Below are 22,799 nucleotides of genomic sequence, written 5' to 3' on the forward strand. Positions count from 1 at the left end.
GTGAGATCGTGGGGCGAGGCGGACTCAGCCGCCGCGCGCCGCGGCGATGGCCGCCGGCTGCACGGCCTCGCCGCTGCTGTTGCTCCAGGTATTGCGCGTAAAGGTGATGGCGGCGGCGATGTCCGCATCGGAGAGCAACTGGCCGAAGGCGGCCATGGCCGTGCCTGGCCGGCCGTTGAGCACCACCGCGATCTGTCCGGCGGCCTCGCCGCGCACCACCGGCGAGCCGTCCAGGGCCGGGAAGGCCGGCGGCAGGCCCTGGCCGTTTGGCTGGTGACAGGCCGCGCAGTTGGTCGCATAGACCTGCGCGCCGCGCTCGACCAGTTCGGCCAGCGTGAATTCCCGCGTGTCGTCCGCCGCGCTGGCCGCGCTGGCGGCCTGGCGTTCCGCCACCCAGGCGGTGTAGGCCGCGGCGGACACCACGTGCACCTCCACCGGCATGAAGCCGTGGTCGCGCCCGCACAACTCGGCGCAGTTGCCGCGGTAGATGCCTTCCGCGTCGGCGCGGAACCAGGCGTCGCGGATGAAGCCGGGGATGGCGTCCTGCTTCACGCCGAAGGCCGGCACCCACCAGGAATGGATCACGTCCGCGGCGGTGGTGAGGATGCGCACCTTCCTGCCCACGGGCACCACCAGCGGGTTGTCCACCTCCAGCAGGTAGGCTTCGTTCTTGGGGGCGCCGCCTTCGATCTGCGCGCGCGGGGTGGACAGGTTGGAGACGAAGCGGATGCCCTCGCCTTCGCCCTGCAGGTAGTCGTAGCCCCACTTCCACTGGTAGCCGGTGGCCTTGATGGTGATGTCCGGGTCCGCGGTGTCCTTCATCTCGATCACCGTCTGCGTGGCCGGCCAGGCCATGCCCAGCAGGATCAGCACCGGCACCACCGTCCACGCGATCTCCACCGTGGTGTTCTCGTGGAAGTTGGCCGCCACCGCGCCGCGCGACTTGCGATGGCGGAACACGGCCCAGAACATGACGCCGAACACACCGATGAAGATCACCAGACAGATGATCAGCATCAGCGTGTGGAGGTCGTAGATCTGGCTTGCCACGCCGGTGGCGGGCGGCTGGAGGTTGTAGCGGCTCTGGGCGATCGCAGTTCCGGCGGTGGCGAATGTCAGCGCGAAGAACAACGTTGAACCTGCAATGCGAGCGGCAAGACTCATGTCCCTACCCCCATCGAATGCAGTTTCGGCAGGCTGCTGACGGACGGTGGCCCTCGCCGCCGCGCGCAAGGCCGGGCGAGACCGCTGCCGGATGAGGCTGTCGGGGCCGGAGCGGGTGCCACAGACGTCCCGGGTGCTCGCCGGAACGATCCTCGGACGCGGATGCCGTGTAGTCGTTGTTCGTGATCGGCATCCACGAGGTCGGGACGATCATGCCATAGCGAAATTGGCGCTTGCAACACGGGTATTTGATAAAAATCAACATACTGCGGTGCACAATATGCTAGAGCGCACGTCATGCAAGGCTTTTGGGGTAGCGTTGGGGTTTTCCCGCCCCCGTGCCGGCGCATGGCGGGCCCGGACGTGTTTTCATCAATGCAATGAAATTGATCTGGAGCAAAAGCTGTGACATAGGTGCCGGCTATCGTGAGCCGGTCGTCCGTCCGGTGTGAGAGCCATGCGTCCCTCCTGCTGCGCCCCGTCCCGTCTCGGAATCGTGTATGCCCGTCTTGCCGCCCGCCTCACGCTGGCGGCGGGCGCGGGCTTCCTCCTCTTCATGCTGACCTGCGCGGGCGGTCTTGCCGCCGCGGCCTGGGGGTTCTACCAGGGCTGGGAGGCCGGCGCACCGCAGACACGCGCTGCATGGTGGCTGGGTGCGCTGGCGGCGCTGTTCGGCGTGCGCCACGTGCTGGGGCTGTCGCTGCTGCCGGTGCCGGGGCCCCGCGGCATTCCGCTATCGCACGAGGCCGCGGGGGCGCTGCGCTACCGCATCGACGAGGTCGGCCGCCGTCTCTCCGTGCCGCCGCTCGACGGCGTGTGGATCACCGACGAGATGAACGCCGCGGTGTTGCAGCGCTTCAGCCGCGGCCGCATCGAAACCCACATGATGATCGGCCTGCCGCTGGCGCACTGCCTGTCGCGCCGTCAGTTCCTTGCCGTGCTCGCGCACGAGTTCGGCCATCTGGTGACCCAGCGCCAGGGCTTCGGCGCCCGCGGCGCCTGCCTGCGCGCCTGGTGGCTGCGGGTGGCCGAAGGCGTGGCGACCCGCCATCCTGCGCTCGCCCCCTGGCTCGACCGCCGCTTCCGCCGCTACACGCTGGGCATGCTGCGCCTGTCGCGCCTGGAGGAGTTCGAGGCCGACGCCGTCGCCGCGCGTCTGGTCGGCCGCCGCCTGCTGGGCGAGGCGCTGATCGAGGTGTCGGAGAAGGACCGCTTCCTGCGCGAGGACTACTGGCCCAAGGTGCTGGCGCAATGCGAATCCGCCCCCGAGCCGTGCATCCGCCCCTACCGTGACATGGGCTTGGGGGTGGCCGCGGGCTTCCACGCCCACAGCGTGCTCCATGCGGGATTCTGCGGCAGCGAGGCGGAGGATGCCGGCGCGCTGCACCCCACCCCGGCCGATCGCCTGCGCGCGCTGCGCGTGCCGACCGGCGAGGCAGTGCCGCCGGAGCGCTCGGCCGCGGTGCATTACCTGTCTGCCCTGCTGCCCCAGTTGTCCTGGGCCTTCGACCGCCACTGGTGGAATTTCGCCGGGCGCTCGTGGCGGCGCGCCTACCGCCAGGCCCGCCATGCCCTGGCGGCGGACGACGAGCCGAAGTGATGCGGTTGGTCAGCGCGGGGCGGCTTCGCGCCGCGCGCGGGCCTGTTCCAGATGGACACACAACTGTTCGGCGCCGTCGAGCAGGCGCGGGGTGTGGCGCTGGATCAACTGCGGCGGGATGAAGAACAGGTTGCCGGTGGCGGCTGCGGTCAGGTTCGGCCAGTTGCGCCATTGTTCCAGCCATTCGGGGCGCTCCTCGCCCATGCCGCTGGCGACGATGGCTTCCGGGTCGGCGGCGAGCACCGCTTCCACGCCGATGGTGGCGGCAAGGGGGCCGAGGCCGGCAAACACGTTCTCGCCGCCGCACAGGCGGATCGCGTCGGAAATGACGTGTGTGCCGTTGATGGTCATCAGCGGGCGGTCCCAGATCTGGTAGAACATGCGCACGGTCGGGCGGGCGCCGTAGCGTGCCGCGAGTGCTGCGCGGCGCGCGCGGAAGGACTCGGCCGCGGCATGCGCGACGGCCTCGGTGCCGGCCAGGCGGCCGACGGTCTCCAGGCTGGTGGCCACGTCGGCCAGGTTGCGCGCTTCGCTGACGAAGACCGGGATGCCCAGCGCGCGCAGCTTGTCGAGATTGGCGGGGGGGTTGCCGCTCACCCACCCCACCACCAGGTCGGGGCGCAGCGCGGCGACCGCTTCCAGGTCCACCTTGGTATAGCTGCCCACCTGCGGCAGCCTGCGCGCGGCTTCCGGGTAGTCACTGTAGGCCACTACGCCCACGACCTTGTCGCCCGCGCCGGCGGCGAACAGCACTTCGGTGATGTGCGGCGCCAGGCTGACGATGCGCTGCGCCGGGCCGGGGAGCACCAGTTCGTGGCCGGTGGCGTCGGTGAGGCGGATTTCGGCGGCGGCGAGCGGGGCGCACAGCAGCAGGGCGGCGAGCGCGGTGATGCGGGTGATCATGCGGAGTGTCCTCTCAGGGTATGAAGGGCGTCGGCCAGGCGCCGCCAGCCCGCCTCGTCGGCCGGCAGGCCGAAGCGCAGCGCGGGCGGATCGTCGAACAGGCGCACCAGGATGCCGTGTCGGGCGAGCGCGTCGTGCACCGCGGCGGCGCGCGGATGGGGCAGCCACTGGAACAGGGCGGTGCCGGACGATTCGCCGGGCAGGTGGTGGCGAAGAAGCTCGCGCAGTCGTCGGCCGGCGGCAGCGAGTTCGTCCCGCGCGGCCCGCTGCCAGGCGGCGTCGGCCAGCGCAGCCTGGGCCGCGAAGCGCGCCGGACCGCTCACTGCCCACGGGCCGAGCTGCTCGGCCAGGCGTTCGCGCAGTGCCGCTTCGGCCAGCACGAAGCCCGCGCGCGCGCCGCCTAGGCCGAAGAACTTGCCCAGGGAGCGCAGCACCACCAGATTGGCACGGCCCGCGTGGGGCGCGAGGCTTTCCGCCGGGTCGGCGTCGATGAAAGCCTCGTCCACCACCAGCCAGCCGCCCCGTGCGGCCAGGCGGGAGTGCCAGCCGAGCAGGCGTTCGCGCGTGAAGCGTTCACCGGTGGGGTTGTTGGGGTGGGCGAGCACCAGCACATCGGTGTCGTCCACGAGCGTGTCGACCTCGTCCGCGCGGCAGCGTCGCAGGCTGCGGCCGCGCCAGGCGTGGGGGTGTTCGGCATAGGTCGGCGCGAGCAGGGTGACCCGCGCGCCGGGGATGAGCGCGGGCAGGGCCTGGATGGCGGCCTGGGAGCCGGCGACCGGCAGCAGTTCGGCGCTGCCGTAACAGGCGGCGGCCGCTTCGGCGAGGCCGTCCTCGTCCTCCGGCAGGCGCTGCCAGACGGCGGTGGGCAGCGGCGGCACGGGGTAGGGCCGAGGGTTGATGCCGGTGGAGAGATCCAGCCAGTCCGCCGCGGGAATGCCGTAGCGCCGGGCCGCAGCCTGCAGCCGCCCGCCGTGCTCAAGCATGCGGGGTTCCGCCGGCAAGGGCGGCGGCGAGCGCCAGCAGCAGCGCAATGCCGCCCACCAGCGCCAGCCAGCCCAGCATGCCGCGGCGCACCAGACGGATGGCGCCGCGCAGGCTGCGGGCATCGGGCGGTGCGCCGCAGCCCAGTACGGGACGGGCTTCGGCCCGGCCGTGGTAGATCGCGTTGCCGCCGAGCTGCACCGCCAGCGCGCCGGCGCCGGCCGCCATCACCGGGCCGGCGTTGGGGCTGTCCCACTGCGCCGCCTGGGTGCGCCAGCAGGCCAGGGCGTTGCGGGTGTCGCCGAGCAGGGCGTAGGTCAGCGCGGTGAGCCGCGCGGGGAGCCAGTTCAGTGCATCGTCCAGGCGCGCCGCGGCGCGGCCGAAATGGAGGTAGCGCGGCGTGCGGTAGCCCCACATGGCATCCAGCGTGTTGGCCAGGCGGAACAGCAGCGCGCCCGGCCCACCCAGCAGGATGAACCAGAACAGGGCGCCGAACACCGCGTCGTTGCCGTTCTCCAGCACCGATTCGGTGCCGGCGCGGGCCACGCCTTCGGCGTCCAGTGCGGCGGTCTCGCGGCTGACGATCCAGCCCACCCGCGCCCGCGCTGCGGCCAGGTCGCCGGCGGCCAGCGGTGCGGCCACCGCCTCGCCGTGCTCGGCCAGGCTGCGCCCGCCGAGGGCGAACCACAGCAGGGCGATGTCCACGATCCAGTGGGCGCCCGGGTGCAGGCCGTGCAGCCACAGGGCCAGCGCCACCCAGGGCAGCACGGCCAGTGTCCAGGCGAGGAGGCCGCGCATCTGCTGCATGCGCGCGGTCGATTCCTCCCGCCGCAGCAAGTTCTCGATGGCGGAGGCGAAGCAGCCGAAGCCAGCCAGCGGATGGAAGCGGCGCGGATCGCCCAGCACGCGGTCGGCCAGCATGCCGGCAGCGAGCTTGAGGAACAGGATGGCGGCAAAGGTTGCGGCGGCGGCCATGGGATAATCGGCGTCTTTCGGACCCCGGATTCTACGCGATGCAGACCACCGCCACCCTCATGGTGCAGGGCACGACCTCGGACGCGGGCAAGAGCACGCTGGTGGCCGGGCTGTGCCGGCTGCTGGCGCGCGGCGGCGTGCGAGTGGCGCCGTTCAAGCCGCAGAACATGGCGCTCAACTCGGCGGTGACCGTGGACGGCGGCGAGATCGGCCGCGCCCAGGCGCTGCAGGCGGTGGCGGCGGGCCTCCCCCCGCACACCGACTTCAACCCGGTGCTACTCAAGCCGGCGAGCGACGTGGGCGCCCAGGTCATCATCCACGGCAAGGCGGTCACCAGCCTCGATGCACGTGCCTACCACGACTACAAGCCCACCGCGATGGCGGCGGTGCTGGAATCCTGGGGCCGGCTCGTGGCGGGCTACGAGTGCGTGCTGGTGGAAGGCGCCGGCAGCCCGGCGGAGATCAACCTGCGCGACCGGGACATCGCCAACATGGGCTTCGCCGAGGCGGTGGATTGCCCGGTGATCCTGATCGCAGATATCGACCGCGGCGGCGTGTTCGCCCACCTGGTGGGCACGATGGAACTGCTCTCGCCTTCCGAACAGGCGCGGGTGAAGGGCTTCGTCATCAACCGCTTCCGCGGCGACATGGGCCTGCTGCGGTCCGGGCTGGAATGGCTGGAAGCACGCACCGGGCGGCCGGTGCTGGGGGTGCTGCCCTATCTGCACGGCCTCTTCCTCGACGCCGAGGATGCGCTGGCCGACGCCCGCGCGGAGAAGGGCGAGACCCGCCTGCGGGTGATCGCACCGGTGTTTCCGCGCATCTCCAACCACACGGACCTGGACGCGCTGCGCCTGCATCCCCAGGTGGATTTCCGCTGGATCGGGCCGGGACAGGCCATTCCGCCGGCGGACCTGATCGTGCTGCCTGGCTCCAAGAGCGTGCAGGCCGATCTCGCCTGGCTGCGCGGGCAGGGCTGGGAGCCTGCCATCCGCCGCCATCTGCGCTACGGCGGCAAGCTCATCGGCATCTGTGGCGGCTTCCAGATGCTGGGCCGCCGGCTGGAAGACCCGGCCGGGCTGGAAGGCTCATCGGGCGGCATGGACGGGCTCGGCGTGCTGGACATGGAGACCGTACTGGAGGCCGAAAAGCAGCTCGCCAACGTGTGCGGCACGCTCCGGGTCGACGGCGCCGCAGCGGTGCCGGTGCGCGGCTACGAGATTCACATGGGCGTGTCGCGCGGCCCTGCGCTGGGCCGCCCGGCCGCAACTCTGGACGACGGGCGCAGCGACGGCGCCCTGTCGGAGGACGGCCAGATCCTCGGCACCTATGTGCACGGCCTGTTCGACCACCCGGAAGCGCTCGCCGCGCTGCTCGGCTGGGCCGGTGCGGGCGGAGTGGCGGCGGTGGACCTGGACGCACGGCGCGAGGCCGACCTCGACCGCCTGGCCGACAGCCTCGCCGCCGCGCTCGACCTCGACCGCCTGGCCGATTGCCTGGGCGGCGCCGCGGCTGCGGCGCTGCGCCGCGTTGCCGGCCGTACGAACCCCGCCGGCATGCCCGCTTGACCGTCCCGGAGGGGGCCTCTACCATCGCCGCCATGGAAGAAGAACTCACCCAGCTCGAACACCGCATCGAGGAGATCGTGACCCTGTACGAAGGGGTGAAGGCCGAAAATCGCGAACTGCGCGGCCGGGTGGCGAAGCTGGAGGCGGACAACCGCGCCCACGCCGAGAAACTGCGCCTGGCCACCGACAAGCTGGAAAGCCTGCTCGCCAGGCTGCCGCAGGTCTGATCGGAGAGGGCGGGCCATGGAAACCCTGGACATCAAGCTGCTGGGCAAGGAATACCAGGTCTCGTGCAGGCCGGACGAGCGCGAGGGGCTCCTCGCCGCGGTGGAATTCCTCGACGGCAAACTGGCCGACGTGACCCGCCGGACGGGCTCCACGGGCGAGCGCCTGGCGATCATGACGGCGCTCAACGTCGCCCACGAACTCCTTCAGCAGCAGCGCGAGGGAGGGTTTGACTTGCAGGCGGCGAGGCGTAGAATCGGGCTCATGACGGCACGCTTGGACGGGGTGCTCGCCCAGCAGGAAAAGCTCTTCTGAGCGAATCCCGCGGGCGGGTCCGGGTGCCGGAGGATCAATCCCCTGCAGTGTTCGTCGAAGCCGTAGATTCCTTGAACCAATGTCGAGAGACTTGGTCGCGGACCGTAGTGCCGGCGGTGTGCATGCCCCGATAGGGGAAGCCTGAAGCGGTGGGAATGCGACCACCCTGAACCCTAGGTTCAGGATGCCCGGCAGAGACGGCACAGGCGGGGGGCCAAAAGGGAAGGCGCGATTCGAAAGGGTCGCGCCTTCGTGCGTTTACTGCCCCTCCGCCGGCTCGCCGGGCGCCGGGCACGCGCCCAGCGTGACGGCCGTGGGCTGCGCGGGCGCCGCCGGTAGCCCCGGCAGCCAGGCGTGCAGCGGCTTGCAGCGCCCGTCGACGCAGAGCTCGTAGCCCGCGGTGTAGGCGGAATGGGCCAGTTCCAGGCGTTCCAGTTCGCGCCCCACGGGATAGCGCCAGACGCCGTTCTTCAGTCGCGAGCCCTCCGGCGGCTCCATGCCCGCCCCGGAGCCGCGGACCCGCCCTTCGGCCAGATAGAGGGCGCTGCCACGTACCTGCCAGTCTTCCTCCCAGCGAACCTTCTCGATGGAGTGCGTCCACGCCAGCGTGAAGGCCTGCGTGCCGACGAAGGCCGACAGCAGGCCGCTGGCCAGGCACAGGCCGCTCATACCGCCATTGCGGCCTGGCGCTTGCGCCAGGCGAGCAGGGCGAACAGCACGGCAGCGCCGGCGAGGCCGATCTCGTCGGTGATGGGCAGCGCGGCCACCAGGAACAGCGCGCAGAAGAAGGCCCAGATGCGCAGCGGCCAGCTCACCGGCTGCCACAGGTAGCCGACCGAGGCCACGCCCCACAGCCCGATCGCCACCAGGGCCTTGAGCACGATGTAGGCGACGGCCAGCACGGTGGGGTCCCCCTGTAGCATCAGCTCCGGCGCATACACCGCCATGTAGGGCACCACGAAGCCGGCCAGGGCGATGCGCACCGCCTGCACGCCGATCTTCATCCCCGACACGCCGGCGATCGGTGCCGCGGCGAAGGCGGCCAGCGCCACCGGCGGGGTGAGGTCGGCCATGATGCCGAAATAGAACACGAACATGTGGCTGACGATCAGCGGCACGCCCAGTTCCAGCAGCGCGGGCGCGGCCAGCGACGAGGTGATGATGTAGTTGGGAATGGTCGGGATGCCCATGCCCAGCAGCAGGCACACCAGCATGGTGAGCATCAGCGACAGCAGCAGGTTGTCGCGGCCCAGGGCGAGGATCATGTTGGCGAACGAGGTTGCGGCGCCGGTCAGGGTGAGCACGCCGATGATCACCCCCACCAAGGCGCAGGCCACGCCGACCGGCAGGGCATGGCGGGCACCGTCGGCCAGCGCGTTGATCGCGATGCGCAGCGTGGCGCGGCCGCCCTGGACGAAGGCGCAGACCGCGCACAAGGCGGCGATGATGGTCAGAAAGGCGGTGATGCCCCACTTGAGGAAGCCGGCGCAGGCGATGCCGAGTGCGATCCAGAATGCGTAACGCAGCGCGTTGCCGCGCAGGCGCAGCGCGATCGCCGCGCCGAAGATCAGTACCGCGGTGATCGCCAGCCCGACCGTGCCCGAGAACAGCGGCGTGTAGCCCGAGAACAGCAGCCAGACCAGAATGCCCAGCGGCAGCAGCAGATACCAGCCGTTGCGCACGGCGGCCCACGGGTTGGGGCAGTCCTTCTTCGGCATGCCGTGCAGACCGACCCGCCCGGCTTCCAGGTGCACCATCCAGAATGCGGTGACGAAATAGAGGATGGCCGGAATCACCGCCGCCTGGACGATCTCCACATAGGCCACGCCGATGGTCTCGGCCATGATGAAGGCGACCGCACCCATCACCGGCGGCATGATCTGGCCGCCCATGCTGGCGGTGGCCTCGACGCCGCCGGCGAATTCCGCGCGGTAGCCGAAGCGCTTCATCAGCGGGATGGTGAATTGCCCGGTGGTGACCACGTTGGCCACGCCCGAGCCGTTGATGGTGCCCATCAGCCCGGAACTCACCACGGCCACCTTGGCCGGCCCGCCGCGGGTGTGGCCCACGGTGCCGAGCGCGAAATCGGTGAACAGACGGATCATGCCGGCCTGTTCGAGAAAGGCGCCGAACAGGATGAACAGGAAGATGTAGGTCGAGCTGACGTAGGTCGGCACGCCGTAGATGCCCTCGGTGCCGAAGGTGAGGTGTTCGATGAGCTGGCCGAAGCCGTAGCCGCGGTGGGCGAGATCGCCCGGCAGATATTCGCCGAAGGCGGCGTAGGCAAAGAAGCCCGCGCAGATCAGCGGCAGGGCCGGCCCCATCATGCGCCGCGCGGCCTCGAACACGAACAGCAGCGTCAGCGTGCCGACGACGACGTCGGTCCGGGTCGGGTCACCGGCGCGCTGGATCAGGTCGGCTTCGAACACCCAGTGGTAGAGGGCGAGGACGAATGCGGTCAGCCCCACGGCCCAGGCCACCGGGGCGACTTGGCGGCCGCGCGGCAGCCATTGCGGAAACAGTGCGAAGGTCAGCAGCAGCAGAAAACCCACGTGGACCGCGCGCACCACCTGCGAGGACCACGGGTGGTAGGCGGCGACGATGAGCTGGAAGGTGGAGAACAGGACGGCGATGAGGAACAGGGCGCGGGCTTGCGGGCCCTTGTCCCAGCCGAACGGCGTGATCGGCACGGATTCAGACATGGCGGTTCCCGGGGGATGCGGCGATGGCGCCCGCCCGCAACCGGGCGGCGCAATCGCGGTTGGCTGGGGACGCGGCTTACTTCAGCAGGCCGACTTCGCGGTAATACTTTTCCGCACCGGGGTGCAGCGGCAACGGCATACCGTTCGCCGCCTCTTCCCTGACGATGCCCTTGGCCGCGGAGTGGGCCGCGGTGAGCTGGTCGAGGCGCTCGAACATCGCCTTGACCATGATGTAAACGGTGTCGTCCGGGACGCCGGAATGGGTGACCAGGAGGTTGCGGATACGCGCGGTGGGAATGTCGGCGGTCTGGCCCTGGTAGGTGTTGGCCGGAATCACGCCGGCCTGATAGGCCGGATCGCCGATCCTGGCGACGACCTCCGCCGGCACGGGGACGACGACGATCTGGACCGCGTTGGCGAGGTCGCGCAGCGAGGCGACACCGAGGCCGGCCGACTGCAGGGTGGCGTCGAGTTGGCGGTTCTTGATCAGTTCGACCGATTCGCCGAAGGGCAGGTATTCCACCTTGCCCAGGTCGGCGTAGGACATGCCGGCCCCCCTGAAGATGGCGCGTGCGTTCAGCTCCGTGCCCGAGCGTGCGGCGCCCACCGACACCCGCTTGCCCTTGAGGTCGGCCAGCGTGGTGATGCCCGACTCGGCCGAAGCCACGATCTGGATGTAGTTCGGGTAGATCGCGGCCAGCCCGCGCAGCTTGTCGAGCTTGTTCTTGAAGCCGGCGTCCTCGACCCCGTTCCACGCGTCGGACACCGCATCCCCGAGCGAGAAGGCCACTTCGCCGCGGCCGGCCTGCAGCAGGTTGAGGTTTTCCGCGCTGGCCTTGGTCGACTGCACGCTGGTGCGCGCATTCGGGATGCTGTCGCCGTAGACCTTGGACAGCGCCACGCCCAGCGGGTAATACACGCCGCTGGTGCCGCCGGTGAGGACGGTGACGAACTGCTGCTGGGCATGGGCCGCGCCGGCGGCGAGAAGGGTGGCGGCCGCAAGGCCAATGGTGCGAATCAACTTCATGGTCGTCTCCTACCTGGTTGATCAAACGAGTTGTTATTGGCTTGTCTTTCCGGCCGGTTTCTGCGCCCGGTCATCGGTACGGCTGGGGTACTCTGCCCCGCGTGGCGAATGCGCGCCTATCGGTGTTTGCCCGCAGGCGCAGGTTTTCAGCCTATCGTGCCCTCCCTGCGCAGCGCGGCGATGCGGGCCGCACCCATGCCGGGCAGGCGCGCGAGCACGGCGTCGGTGTGCTCACCCACGGCCGGCGGCGCGTTGCGGTAGACGGGCGGTGTGGCCGACAGACGCAGCGGATTGGCGACCTGCGGGATGCTGTCCACCTCGGTGCGCAGGCCGCGGTGCACGATCTGCGGGTCGGCGAACACCCGCGCCAGGTCGTTGATCGGTCCGCCCGGCACGCCGGCGGATTCGAGTGCCGCCACCCAGTCGTCGGTGCTCCTCGCCACCGTGGTCTGGCGCAGCAGCGGGATCAGTTCGCGGCGGTTCTCCACCCGCGCGGCATTGGTGGCGAAGCGCGGGTCGGTGGCCCATTCGGGGCGTCCGGCCAGCTCGCAGAAGGCGGCCCACTGGCGGTCGTTGCCGATGGTCAGCACCATGTCGCCGTCCGCGGTGGGGAAGGCCTGGTAGGGCACGATGTTGGGGTGGGCGTTGCCCATGCGGGTGGGCGCCCTGCCGGAGACGAGATAGTTCATCGCCTGGTTGGCGAGGCAGGCCACCTGCACGTCCAGCAGCGCCAGGTCGATGTGCTGGCCTTCGCCGCTGCGCTCGCGGTGGGCGAGCGCGGCCAGGATGCCCACGGTGGCATACAGCCCGGTGAGGATGTCGGTGAGGGCCACGCCCACCTTCTGGGGCGGGCCGTCCGGCTCCCCGGTGAGGCTCATCAGCCCGCCCATGGCCTGCAGCAGGAAGTCGTAGCCGGGGCGTTCCGCGTAGGGGCCGTCCTGGCCGAAGCCGGTGATGGAGCAATACACCAGGCGCGGGTTCTCCGCACGCAGGCTCCCGTAGTCCAGGCCGTATTTCGCCAGCCCGCCGACCTTGTAGTTCTCGATCACCACGTCGGCCTCGCGGGCTAGTTGGCGTACCAGTTCCTGGCCGTCCGGGCGGGTGATGTCGATGGCCACCGACTGCTTGTTGCGGTTGGTGGCGAGGTAGTAGGCGGCCTCGCGCCGCCCGCCGGCCTCGAACCAGGGCGGGCCCCAGGCGCGGGTATCGTCGCCGCTGCCGGGGCGTTCCACCTTGATCACCTCCGCGCCCAGATCGCCGAGCAGTTGCGAGGCCCACGGTCCGGCGAGTACGCGGGAGAGGTCCAGCACCCGCAGATGGGAGAGCGCGCCTTGGTTCATGCTCAGCAGAAGGCCTGGATGCCGGTCTGGGCGCGGCCGAGGATCAAGGCGTGGATGTCGTGGGTGCCCTCGTAGGTGTTCACCACCTCCAGGTTCACCAGGTGGCGGGCCACGCCGAACTCGTCGGAGATGCCGTTGCCGCCCATCATGTCGCGCGCCAGGCGGGCGACGTCCAGCGCCTTGCCGCAGGAATTGCGCTTCATGATGCTGGTGATCTCCACCGCCGCCGTGCCTTCGTCCTTCATGCGCCCCAGGCGCAGGCAGCCCTGCAGCGCCAGCGTGATCTCGGTCTGCATGTCGGCGAGCTTCTTCTGCACGAGCTGGTTGGCGGCCAGCGGGCGGCCGAACTGCTTGCGGTCCAGCACGTACTGGCGCGCGGCGTGCCAGCAGAATTCGGCCGCACCCAGCGCGCCCCAGGCGATGCCGTAGCGCGCCGAGTTGAGGCAGGTGAAAGGGCCCTTGAGGCCGCGCACGTCGGGGAAGGCGTTCTCGTCCGGGCAGAACACTTCGTCCATGACGATCTCGCCGGTGATGGAGGCGCGCAGGCCCACCTTGCCGTGGATGGCCGGCGCGGACAGGCCCGTCCAGCCTTTTTCCAGCACGAAGCCGCGGATGCGCTCCTCGCCGTCCGCATCGGCTGCCTTGGCCCACACCACGAAGACGTCGGCGATGGGGCTGTTGGTGATCCACATCTTGCTGCCCGTGAGCAGCCAGCCGCCGTCCACCTTCTTCGCCCGGCTCGCCATGGAGCCCGGGTCGGAGCCGTGGTCCGGCTCGGTGAGGCCGAAGCAGCCGATGGATTCGCCGCTGGCGAGCTTGGGCAGGTACTTGCGCCGGGTGGCCTCGTTGCCGAACTCGAAGATCGGCACCATGACCAGCGAGCTCTGCACGCTCATCATCGAGCGGTAGCCCGAATCCACCCGCTCGACCTCGCGCGCGATCAGCCCATAGCTCACGTAGTTGAGGCCGGCGCCGCCGTATTCCTCGGGGATGGTGGGGCCGAGCAGGCCCAGTTCGCCCATCTCGGCGAAGATCGCCGGGTCCGTGTGTTCATGGCGGAAGGCCTCGGTGATGCGCGGCATCAGCCTGTCCTGTGCGTAGGCGCGCGCGGTGTCGGCCACCATGCGTTCCTCGGCGGTGAACTGCCGGTCGAGCAGCAGGGGGTCGTCCCAGTGGAAGGAAGGATTGCCGGACATGTGCGCCTCTTTGGTTCTGTTGTTCTGCAATGCGGAACTATGTTCTGCAAAAGTGCTATCATCCTGACAAAATTTCCAGCCGAATGGAAGTGTTCGGCTTATGAATTAACGTTGAATTTAGAATTTAGATGGAAATGTTCCGCCATGCAGAACAATGATGCGAGCGTTCCGGGTGCGGGCGATACCGACGGCGACCGCCAGTTCGTCACCGCGCTGGCCCGCGGGCTGGAGGTGCTGCGCTGCTTCTCCGCCCAGAACCGGCTGCTGTCCAACGGCGAACTGGCCGCCCGCACCGGGCTGGCCAAGTCCACCGTGTCGCGCCTCACCCATACCCTGGTGCAGCTCGGCTATCTGAAGCTGGACGAGGCCTCCGGGCGCTACAGGGTGACGCCCGCGGTGCTGGCGCTGGGCCACGCGGCGCTGGGCAACGTCCGGGTGCGGGAGATCGCCCGCCCGCTGATGCAGGACCTGGCCGAGTACGCCCACGCGCTGGTGTCGCTGGCCACCCGCGACCGCCTCAACATGATCTATCTGGAAAACTGCCGGCCGCGCTCGCTGGTGACGCTCAAGGTCAGCACCGGCACCCAGTTGCCGATCACCACCACCTCCATCGGGCGCGCCTTCCTGTGCGCGCTGCCGGCGGCCGAGCGCGACTTCCTGCTGGCGCAGGTGAATCGGCGCGAACCGGAGGACTGGCCGGAGATCGAGGCGGGGGTGCAGCACGCCATGGACGAGTACCGCGCCCACGGCTACTGCACCTCGCTGGGCGACTGGAACCGCGACACCAATGCGGTGGCGGTGCCGCTGACCTGCCCGGACCACGATCTGCTGGTGCTGTCGGCCAGCGGGCCGGCTTTCGCGCTGACCGCCGAGCGCATCGAAAAGGACCTGGGGCCGCGCCTGGTCTACCTGGCGCGCAGCATCGAGGCCGCGGCCGGCACGTGACAGGGGGCGGTCGCAGGCGGCACAATCGCTCGCTTTGCCGGAGCACACCTTCCCCGGCTGGGCGGACAAAGCGATGAGTTTCGATCTGTGGTGGCTGAGCTATCCGGTGCTGGGGGCCTTCGTCGGCTTTTTCGCCGGCCTGCTGGGCGTTGGCGGCGGCGGCATCATGGTGCCGATGCTGACCACGTTGTTCCTGGCGCAAGGCTTCCCGCTCGAAAGCGTGGTGCATATGGCGCTGGGCACCTCGATGGCGGCCATCGTGCTGACTTCCATCTCCAGCCTGCGCACCCACCATGCCCACGGGGCGGTGCACTGGGACATCGTGCGCCATATCACGCCGGGCATCCTGCTGGGCACCTTCGGCGCCACCTTCATCGCCTCGCGCGCCAGCACCGCTGGGCTGGCGATCTTCTTCGCCCTGTTCATGGCCTACGTGTCGCTGCAGATGCTGGCCAACGTCAAGCCCAAGCCCTCCCGCGAACTGCCCGGCCCGCTCGGGCTCGCCGGGGTCGGCGTCGGCATCGGCGGCATCTCCGCGCTGGTGGCGATCGGCGGCGGCTCCCTGTCGGTGCCCTTCATGACCTGGTGCAACGTGAAGATGCAGAACGCCATCGGCACTTCGGCGGCCATCGGCCTGCCCATCGCGCTGGCCGGCACGCTGGGCTATCTGGTCAACGGCTGGGGTACGCCCGGCCTGCCGCCCCTGACCGTGGGCTACGTCTACCTGCCCGCGCTGGTGCTGGTGGCGCTGGTGAGCATGTGGACGGCGCCGACGGGTGCGCGCCTCGCCCACCGCCTGCCGGTGGCCACGCTGAAGAAGATCTTCGCCGGCGTGCTGATGCTGCTGTGCGTGAAGATGCTGCACGGCATCTTCAGTTGAACCCTCAGCGGCCGCTGAACTTCGGCTTGCGCTTGCCGAAGAAGGCGTTCATTCCCTCGCGGTAGTCGTCGGTCGCCAGGAAGTCGAAGGCGGCGCGCTTCTCGGCGTCGCTCAAGGGGCCGCCGCCGGCCAGGCGGTGCACCCACTGCTTGTGCCAGCGCGCCACCAGTGGCGCGCCCGCGGCGATGCGGGAGGCGCTCGCGTTCGCCTCGTCCATGACCCTCTCGTCGTCCACCACGCGGGTCAGCAGCCCTTTCTGCAGCGCCTCGCGCGCGGTGAGGATGCGCCCTTCGAGCAGGATTTCCAGCAGCACCGCCGGGCCGACCAGTTCCAGCAGGCCGGCCATCTCGCCGGGGTACATGGAGAAGCCCAGCTTGTTGATGGGCGCGCCGAAGCGCGCGGATTCGCCGGCGATGCGCAGGTCGCAGCAGCCGGCGATCTCCAGCCCGCCACCGACGCAGGCGCCGCGGATCGCCGCCACGGTGGGGATGGGGCAGCGGCGTACCGCATCCAGCGCCGCGGCCACCAGTTCCTCGTGGTAGTGCAGGGCGTCGTCCACGGTGGCGCGCACGGTGAGGAATTCCTCCAGGTCGCCGCCGGCGGCGAAGGCCTCGCCGGCGCCGGTGAGGATCACGCAGCGCACCGCGTCGTCCTGCCCCAGCCTTTCCAGCGCGGCGCGCAGCTCGCGCCACATGGCGGCGTTGACCGCATTGAGCTTGTCCGGATTGTGCAGCGTGACGGTGGCGATGCCTTCGGCGGCGGCGACTTCGATGCGGCTGTTCATGGGTGGGTCGGGCAGAAAAATAAGATTTTTTTATACGTCAATACGGAACCGTATTGAACTCTTGTAAATGATATATCATCCGCCGCGCTCGACACTCGACACGCTCCGCGGCAGACGGGGCGGTCTTCGGAGGATGGTGGAGGAAGCAAGGATTTCATGCCGTTGTTTTCTCTGGGAGGGAGTGAAGTGTCTAGTTCGATGTATGCGCATATCAGGCGCAATCCGCGCTTCGCGGAACTGGTGGCCAGGCGCACCCGCTTTGCGGCGATCCTGTCGGCCATCGTGCTGGTGGTGTTCTACGGCTTCGTGATGCTGGTGGCCTTTGCGCCCGACCTCATCGCGCTGCGCCTGTTCGAGGGCAGCAACCTGACCCTGGGCATCGCGCTGGGGCTGTTCCAGTTCATCGCCTTCTGGGTGCTGACGCTCGTCTACGTGCGCCGCGCCAACGGCGAGTTCGACGAGCTGAACAACGAGATCGTGCGCGCCGCGTGGAAGGTGGAACAATAATGAACAACACCTTCTCCGCCCGCCTGGGCGCCGGCCTCGCGCTGGCCACCGTCTCCGCCGCGGCCTTCGCCGCTCCGGCCGTCGAGGCCACCACCAAGCAGCCGCTCAACCTGCACGCCATCGGCATGTTCTTCGTGTTCGTGCTGATGACCCTGGGCATCACCTACTGGGCGGCGAGCCGCACCAAGTCGGCGGCCGACTTCTACACCGCCGGCGGCGGCATCACCGGCTGGCAGAACGGCCTGGCCATCGCCGGCGACTACATGTCGGCGGCCACGCTGCTGGGTCTGTCGGCCATGATGTTCGCGCAGGGCATCGACGCCTACATCTACATGATCGCCTTCTTCGTGGGCTGGCCCATCATCCTCTTCCTGATGGCCGAGCGCCTGCGCAACCTGGGCAAGTTCACCTTTGCCGACATCACCTCCTACCGCCTCGACCAGGGCAAGGTGCGCACGATGGCCGCGGTCAGTTCACTCACCGTGGTGTGCTTCTACCTGGTGGCGCAGATGGTCGGCGCCGGCCAACTCATCAAGCTGCTGTTCGGCCTGGACTACAACGTGGCCCTCATCGTGGTGGGCGCCCTGATGATCGTCTACGTCACCTTCGGCGGCATGGTGGCCACCACCTGGGTGCAGATCATCAAGGCCTGCATGCTGCTGCTGGGCGGCACCGCGGTGATGCTGCTGGCGCTCTCCCAGTTCGGCTTCAGCTTCGAGGAGCTGTCCACCCGCGCCATGGAAGTGCACAAGCTGGGCGACAAGCTGTTCGCGCCGGGCAGCCTGCTGGCCGATCCGGTCACCGCCATCTCGCTCGGCCTGGGCCTGATGTTCGGCACCGCCGGCCTGCCGCACATCCTGATGCGCTTCTTCACCGTGACCGACGCCAAGGAAGCGCGCAAGTCCGTGCTCTTCGCCTCGGGCATCATCGCCTACTTCTTCAACGTCATCGCGCTGATGGGCCTGGCGGCCATCCTCATCGTCGGCCAGAACCCGCAGTACTTCGAGGGCGGCAGCATCGGCGGCGCCATCGTCGGCGGCGGCAACATGGTGGCCATGCACCTGGCCCACGCGGTGGGTGGCAACCTGCTGCTGGGCTTCCTGTCGGCGGTGGCCTTCGCCACCATCCTGGCGGTGGTGGCCGGCCTGGCGCTGGCGGGTGCGTCGGCGATCTCCCACGACCTGTATGCGCGGGTGATCAAGAAGGGCACGGCCTCCGAGAAGGCCGAACTGCGGGTGTCCAAGCTCGCCACCATCGCCCTGGGCGTGGTCGCCATCGTGCTCGGCGCCGCGTTCGAGAAGATGAACGTCGCCTTCATGGTGGCGCTGGCCTTCGGCGTGGCCGCCTCGGCCAACTTCCCGGTGCTGATCCTCTCCATGTACTGGAAGGACCTGACCACGCGCGGCGCGCTGTTCGGCGGCTACATCGGCCTGGTCACCGCGGTGGCGCTGGTGGTGCTGTCCAAGTCGGTGTGGGTGGACGTGCTTGGTTTCGCCTCACCCATCTTCCCCTGGACCCAGCCGGCGCTGTTCTCCATGCCGGTGGCCTTCCTCATCGCCATCGTCGTGTCGCTGCTGGACAGGAGCGCGGCGTCGCAGCGCGAGCGGGAAGCCTTCGGCGACCAGTACGTGCGCGCGCAGACCGGCGTCGGTGCTGCCGGCGCCTCGGCTCACTGAGCTGGTTCTGCTGTCTCGAGAACCCCGCCACCCGGCGGGGTTTTTTTTGGCGGATAGAATTGCCGGCACAATGCTCCAACGAACACCCGATGCCGCGGAGACCGCCATGACCGCCACACGTACCGAAACCGATTCCATGGGCGCCATCCAGGTGCCGGCCGACCGTTACTGGGGCGCGCAGACCCAGCGCTCCATCGAGCATTTCCCCATCGGCACGGCGCGCTTCCGCTGGCAGCGCCCGATGATCCGCGCGCTGGGCGTGTTGAAGCGCGCCGCGGCGGAGGCCAACGCCGAACTGGGCGAGCTGCCGGGGGAACTCGCCGCGCTGATCGTGCGCGCCGCCGACGAGGTCATCGAAGGCCGGCTGGACGAACACTTCCCGCTGGTGGTGTTCCAGACCGGCTCGGGCACCCAGTCCAACATGAACGCCAACGAGGTCATCGCCAACCGGGCCATCGAACTGGCCGGCGGTGTGCCGGGCAGCAAGGCGCCGGTGCATCCCAACGACCACGTGAACCGGGGGCAGTCCTCCAACGATACCTTTCCCACGGCGATGCACATCGCCGTCGTCGAGCAGTTGCACGCGCGCCTGTTCCCGGCCGTGGGCGCGCTGCGCAACACCCTGGCCGAGCGTGCGGCGCGTTTCGCCGACGTGGTCAAGACCGGCCGCACCCACCTGCAGGACGCCACCCCGGTGACCCTGGGCCAGGAGATCGGCGCCTGGGTGAGCCAGTTCGACTTCGGCCTCGCGGCGGTGCGCGCCGCGCTGGCGGGGCTGCACGAGCTGGCCATCGGCGGCACCGCGGTGGGCACCGGGCTCAATGCCCATCCCCGTTTCGGCGACACCGCGGCGGCGCGCATCGCCGCGCTCACCGGCCAGCCCTTCGCCAGCGCGCCGGACAAGTTCTTCGCGCTCGCCGCCCACGACGCGCTGGTGCAGACTTCGGCCGCGCTGCGCACGCTGGCGGGCGGGCTGATGAAGATGGCCAACGACGTGTGCTGGCTGGCGAGCGGCCCTCGCTGCGGCATCGGCGAACTGGCGATCCCCGAGAACGAACCGGGCTCATCCATCATGCCGGGCAAGGTCAACCCCACCCAGTGCGAGGCCCTGACCATGGTGTGCGTGCAGGTGTTCGGCAACGATGCCGCGGTGGCCTTCGCCGGCACCCAGGGCAATTTCCAGCTCAACGTGTACAAGCCGGTCATGGCCCACAACGTGCTGGAGAGCATCGAACTGCTGGCCGATGCGTGCACGGCCTTCGAGCACCACTGCGCGCGCGGCATCGAGCCGGTGCGGGAGAAGATCGCCGCCAACCTCGCTGCCAACCTGATGCTGGTTACCGCGCTCAACCGCCACATCGGCTACGACCGCGCCGCGGCCATCGCCAAGCAAGCTCACAAGGAGGGGCTGACCCTGCGCGAGGCGGCGCTGGCTTCCGGCTTCGTCAGCGCCGAGGACTACGAGCGCTGGGTGGTGCCGGCGGAGATGACCACGAACCGGGCGTGAGCGCGTAGCCTTCATGGCGTGGTGATAGACTCGGAGGCCGGCCGGACGCCATGGCGTCGTCCGCCCATGCCGGCAAGGAGTCGTCGTGTCGTTGCTCAACCACCTGCTGCTGATCTTCCTGCTGATCGCCGTCAGCGCCTTCTTCTCCCTCTCCGAAATCTCGCTCGCCGCCGCGCGCAAGGTCAGGCTACGCCAGCTCGCCGAAGCCGGCGAGGCCAACGCCCGGCGCGTGCTGGCGCTGCAGGATAGCCCGGGCATCTTCTTCACCGTGGTGCAGATCGGCCAGAACGCGATCGCCATCCTCGGCGGCATCGTCGGCGAATCGGCGCTGTCGCCCTACGTGGCCGCGGCGCTCGGCCGCATCTACGACGGGCCGTGGCTGGACACGGCGAGCTTCGTCCTCGCCTTCGTCTTCGTCACCTCGCTGTTCGTGCTGTTCTCCGACCTGGTGCCCAAGCGCCTGGGCATGGTGCAGCCGGAACGGGCGGCGCTGGCGACGGTGCGGCCGATGCAGTTCTGCATGACGCTGTTCGCTCCGCTGGTGTGGGTGTTCAACGGGCTCGCGAACCGCATCTTCCGCCTGTTCGGCATCCCCAGCGTGCGCCGCGAGGACATCACCCCGGCCGACATCGTCGCCATGGCCGACGCCGGTGCGCAGAGCGGTGGCGTGCTGGAGCAGGAGCAGCACCTGATCGCCAACGTGTTCGAGCTCGATACGCGCATCATCCCGTCGGCGATGACCGCGCGCGAGAGCATCGTCTTCCTGACCCTGGAGGAGCCGGAGGAGAGCATTCGCGCCAAGATCGCCGGGCAGCCGCACGGCAAGTACCCCGTGTGCGGCAAGGAGGGCATCGACTCGGTGGTGGGCTACGTGGATGCCAAGGACATCCTGCCGCGCATCGTGCATGGGAAGAAGCTGTCCCTGCGCAACGAACCCATCGTGCGCAAGATCCTGGTGCTGCCGGACACGCTGAACCTGTTCGAGGCTCTGGAGCGCTTCCGCGATGCGAAGGAGGACTTCGCCGTCATCGTCAACGAGTACGCGCTGGTGGTGGGCCTGCTGACGCTGCAGGACGTCATGAGCACGGTGATGGGCGACCTGGTGAGCCCCTTCCAGGAGGAACTGATCGTGCGCCGGGACGACAGCTCCTGGCTGATCGACGGCGTGACGCCCATCGAGGACGTCATGCAGGCGCTGGACATCGACGTCTTCGAGGGCTTCGAGAACTACGAGACCCTGGCCGGCTTCCTGATGTACCGCCTGCGCAAGGTGCCCAAGCGCACGGACTTCGTGGAATACGCGGGCTACAAGTTCGAGGTGGTGGACATCGACAGCTACCGCATCGACCAGGTGCTGGTCACGCGCGCCGGTACGCCGCCTCTGGCCGTCGAATGAACGGATACCGTTCGCCCTGAGCTTGTCGAAGGGCGATTGCTCCAGCCGGGCTTCGACAAGCCTGTCCTGAGCGCAGCCGAAGGGCTCAGCCCGAACGGCATTTGGCTGCCGGGGCCCTACGCGGCGCGGTTCTTCGCTTCGGCGACGCGGGCCAGCGCGGTGCGCCCGCTGCCGATGTGTTCGCGCATGCGCAGTTCCGCCCCCACGGCGTCGCGGGAGAGCAGGGCGTCGAGGATGGCGCGGTGCTCGGCCAGGGACTGTTCCAGCCGGCCTTCCGAGAACAGCGAATGGTGGCGCGAGAGCTTGATGACCTTGCGCAGGTCGGTGATCACCTGCAGCAGCCAGCGGTTGTCGGCAATTTCCTGCAGGCCGTGGTGGAAGGCCTGGTTGGCTTCGAAGAAGCCGTTGATGTCGCCGGTCTGGGCGGCGCGCTCCAGGTCCGCGTGGATGCGCTTGAGGCGGGCGATGTCGGCTTCATTGGCGCGCTGCGTGGTTTCCCGCGCGCATTGGCCTTCCAGCAGCGCCATCACGGTGAAGATCTCGTCCAGGTCGCGCTCGGAGATTTCGGTGACGTAGCAGCCGCGGCGCGGCTTGAGCGTCACCAGGCCTTCCGAGGCCAGCACCTTGAGCGCCTCCCGCAGCGGCGTGCGCGAGATGCCGTACTGCTCCGCCAGCGCCTGTTCGTCCACCCAGGTGCCGGGCGGCAGTTCGTGCGAGAAGATGCGTTGCCGCAGTCTCTCGGCGACTTCCTGGTAGAGCGCCAGCGGGGCGATGCGCGTTGCGGTCATGGCGGTGTGGGCATGCGGTGCGGGATGCAGGGCAGGGCGGAAGATAGCCCCAAAACGGGACGGGCGCCACCCCATTGCATTCATAATTATGGATAAAGTATTATTCGGCGCACTGCAACAAGTCAACTTTCCCTGCGCGGCGTAGCATGGGAGATTCGGCGCTTCCGGGTGCCGGGTGTGTGTGAGAGGGACTACGCTGCGCACCGGGGCGTCGGCGGCCGCCCGCGGCATCTGCTGCGGGCGGTCTCGTCGTCGCCGGCCGGGAAACGATGCGGGCCGCGCCCGCCGCCATATTCTTGCCGCCGCCCGTGGGCGGCGTC

Annotated in this window: 21 protein-coding genes and 1 other RNA gene; 11 read left to right on the forward strand and 11 right to left on the reverse strand. The window is 69.3% G+C overall.

Features of this window, described 5'->3' with window-relative positions:
* Positions 1-24: 24 nt before the first annotated feature.
* The gene (gene coxB / locus E6O51_RS19595; protein ID WP_136386710.1) at positions 25-1,164 is read right to left on the reverse strand and encodes a cytochrome c oxidase subunit II; all 1,140 of its coding nucleotides are present in this window, start codon (positions 1,162-1,164) and stop codon (positions 25-27) included.
* 496 nt (positions 1,165-1,660) lie between these two features.
* Between coxB and E6O51_RS19600 the strand changes: the two genes are divergently transcribed.
* Positions 1,661-2,764, forward strand: a complete 1,104-nt coding sequence (locus E6O51_RS19600) for a M48 family metallopeptidase (RefSeq protein ID WP_168735347.1) — start codon at positions 1,661-1,663, stop codon at positions 2,762-2,764.
* A 9-nt stretch (positions 2,765-2,773) separates the two neighbouring features.
* On the opposite strand, the gene E6O51_RS19605 is transcribed toward E6O51_RS19600, so the two are convergent.
* The 3 genes from E6O51_RS19605 to cbiB are packed head-to-tail and all read right to left on the reverse strand — an operon-like array spanning position 2,774 to position 5,623.
* Entirely contained in the window at positions 2,774-3,667 is an 894-nt protein-coding gene (locus tag E6O51_RS19605; RefSeq protein WP_136386712.1) for a cobalamin-binding protein, read from the reverse strand.
* Positions 3,664-4,650 (reverse strand): threonine-phosphate decarboxylase CobD, encoded by a 987-nt coding sequence (gene cobD / locus E6O51_RS19610; protein ID WP_136386713.1) that lies wholly within the window; start codon positions 4,648-4,650, stop codon positions 3,664-3,666. Before cobD ends, E6O51_RS19605 begins: the two co-directional genes overlap by 4 nt.
* Positions 4,643-5,623 carry an adenosylcobinamide-phosphate synthase CbiB gene (gene cbiB, locus E6O51_RS19615; RefSeq protein WP_136386714.1) on the reverse strand — a complete coding sequence of 327 codons (981 nt, stop codon included), beginning with the start codon at positions 5,621-5,623 and terminating at the stop codon, positions 4,643-4,645. The genes cobD and cbiB overlap by 8 nt, the downstream gene beginning before the upstream one ends.
* Positions 5,624-5,661: 38 nt before the next feature.
* On the opposite strand from cbiB, the gene E6O51_RS19620 reads away from it, so the two are divergent.
* The 4 genes from E6O51_RS19620 (at position 5,662) to ssrS (ending at position 7,948) form a co-directional block, all read left to right on the forward strand.
* Positions 5,662-7,191: a cobyric acid synthase gene (locus E6O51_RS19620; RefSeq protein ID WP_230976862.1), complete on the forward strand. Its 1,530-nt coding sequence runs from the start codon at positions 5,662-5,664 to the stop codon at positions 7,189-7,191.
* A 32-nt stretch (positions 7,192-7,223) separates the two neighbouring features.
* On the forward strand, positions 7,224-7,418 hold the full coding sequence (locus tag E6O51_RS19625) for a hypothetical protein (RefSeq protein WP_136386715.1): 195 nt from the start codon (positions 7,224-7,226) through the stop codon (positions 7,416-7,418).
* Between the two features lie 16 nt (positions 7,419-7,434).
* Positions 7,435-7,731: a cell division protein ZapA gene (locus E6O51_RS19630; protein ID WP_136386716.1), complete on the forward strand. Its 297-nt coding sequence runs from the start codon at positions 7,435-7,437 to the stop codon at positions 7,729-7,731.
* 36 nt (positions 7,732-7,767) lie between these two features.
* A non-coding RNA gene (gene ssrS, locus E6O51_RS19635) (6S RNA) lies at positions 7,768-7,948 on the forward strand.
* A 41-nt stretch (positions 7,949-7,989) separates the two neighbouring features.
* Here ssrS and E6O51_RS19640 read toward each other — a convergent pair.
* The 5 genes from E6O51_RS19640 to E6O51_RS19660 form a co-directional block, all read right to left on the reverse strand.
* Positions 7,990-8,400, reverse strand: coding sequence for a DUF1850 domain-containing protein (locus E6O51_RS19640; protein WP_136386717.1), 411 nt, complete (start codon positions 8,398-8,400; stop codon positions 7,990-7,992).
* On the reverse strand, positions 8,397-10,433 hold the full coding sequence (locus E6O51_RS19645) for a TRAP transporter permease (protein ID WP_136386718.1): 2,037 nt from the start codon (positions 10,431-10,433) through the stop codon (positions 8,397-8,399). Before E6O51_RS19645 ends, E6O51_RS19640 begins: the two co-directional genes overlap by 4 nt.
* A 76-nt stretch (positions 10,434-10,509) precedes the next feature.
* The gene (locus tag E6O51_RS19650) at positions 10,510-11,460 is read right to left on the reverse strand and encodes a TAXI family TRAP transporter solute-binding subunit (RefSeq protein WP_136386719.1); all 951 of its coding nucleotides are present in this window, start codon (positions 11,458-11,460) and stop codon (positions 10,510-10,512) included.
* A gap of 146 nt (positions 11,461-11,606) precedes the next feature.
* The gene (locus E6O51_RS19655) at positions 11,607-12,800 is read right to left on the reverse strand and encodes a CaiB/BaiF CoA transferase family protein (protein ID WP_136386720.1); all 1,194 of its coding nucleotides are present in this window, start codon (positions 12,798-12,800) and stop codon (positions 11,607-11,609) included.
* A 2-nt stretch (positions 12,801-12,802) separates the two neighbouring features.
* Positions 12,803-13,996: an acyl-CoA dehydrogenase gene (locus E6O51_RS19660; protein WP_136386721.1), complete on the reverse strand. Its 1,194-nt coding sequence runs from the start codon at positions 13,994-13,996 to the stop codon at positions 12,803-12,805.
* Positions 13,997-14,140: 144 nt separating this feature from the next.
* On the opposite strand from E6O51_RS19660, the gene E6O51_RS19665 reads away from it, so the two are divergent.
* Together E6O51_RS19665 and E6O51_RS19670 are read left to right on the forward strand one after the other, a co-directional pair.
* Positions 14,141-14,941, forward strand: a complete 801-nt coding sequence (locus E6O51_RS19665; RefSeq protein WP_136386722.1) for an IclR family transcriptional regulator — start codon at positions 14,141-14,143, stop codon at positions 14,939-14,941.
* Positions 14,942-15,014: 73 nt separating this feature from the next.
* Positions 15,015-15,821, forward strand: a complete 807-nt coding sequence (locus tag E6O51_RS19670) for a sulfite exporter TauE/SafE family protein (protein WP_136386723.1) — start codon at positions 15,015-15,017, stop codon at positions 15,819-15,821.
* Positions 15,822-15,825: 4 nt separating this feature from the next.
* On the opposite strand, the gene E6O51_RS19675 is transcribed toward E6O51_RS19670, so the two are convergent.
* Entirely contained in the window at positions 15,826-16,605 is a 780-nt protein-coding gene (locus E6O51_RS19675) for an enoyl-CoA hydratase/isomerase family protein (RefSeq protein ID WP_136386724.1), read from the reverse strand.
* A 186-nt stretch (positions 16,606-16,791) separates the two neighbouring features.
* On the opposite strand from E6O51_RS19675, the gene E6O51_RS19680 reads away from it, so the two are divergent.
* The 4 genes from E6O51_RS19680 (at position 16,792) to E6O51_RS19695 (ending at position 21,691) form a co-directional block, all read left to right on the forward strand.
* Complete coding sequence (locus tag E6O51_RS19680; RefSeq protein ID WP_408003424.1) at positions 16,792-17,112, forward strand: DUF485 domain-containing protein; 321 nt, start codon at positions 16,792-16,794, stop codon at positions 17,110-17,112.
* Positions 17,112-18,788, forward strand: coding sequence for a cation acetate symporter (locus E6O51_RS19685; RefSeq protein WP_136386726.1), 1,677 nt, complete (start codon positions 17,112-17,114; stop codon positions 18,786-18,788). The genes E6O51_RS19680 and E6O51_RS19685 overlap by 1 nt, the downstream gene beginning before the upstream one ends.
* A 106-nt stretch (positions 18,789-18,894) precedes the next feature.
* Entirely contained in the window at positions 18,895-20,295 is a 1,401-nt protein-coding gene (fumC, locus tag E6O51_RS19690) for a class II fumarate hydratase (RefSeq protein ID WP_136386727.1), read from the forward strand.
* Between the two features lie 85 nt (positions 20,296-20,380).
* Complete coding sequence (locus tag E6O51_RS19695) at positions 20,381-21,691, forward strand: hemolysin family protein (RefSeq protein ID WP_168735348.1); 1,311 nt, start codon at positions 20,381-20,383, stop codon at positions 21,689-21,691.
* Between the two features lie 116 nt (positions 21,692-21,807).
* Here the strand turns inward: E6O51_RS19695 and E6O51_RS19700 are convergent, their stop codons facing one another.
* A complete protein-coding gene (locus E6O51_RS19700; protein ID WP_136386728.1) occupies positions 21,808-22,479 on the reverse strand; it encodes a GntR family transcriptional regulator in 672 nt (223 codons plus the stop codon).
* Positions 22,480-22,799: the final 320 nt, after the last annotated feature.

Origin of the sequence: Pseudothauera rhizosphaerae, assembly GCF_004801305.1 — a bacterium.
Lineage (GTDB): Bacteria > Pseudomonadota > Gammaproteobacteria > Burkholderiales > Rhodocyclaceae > Pseudothauera > Pseudothauera rhizosphaerae.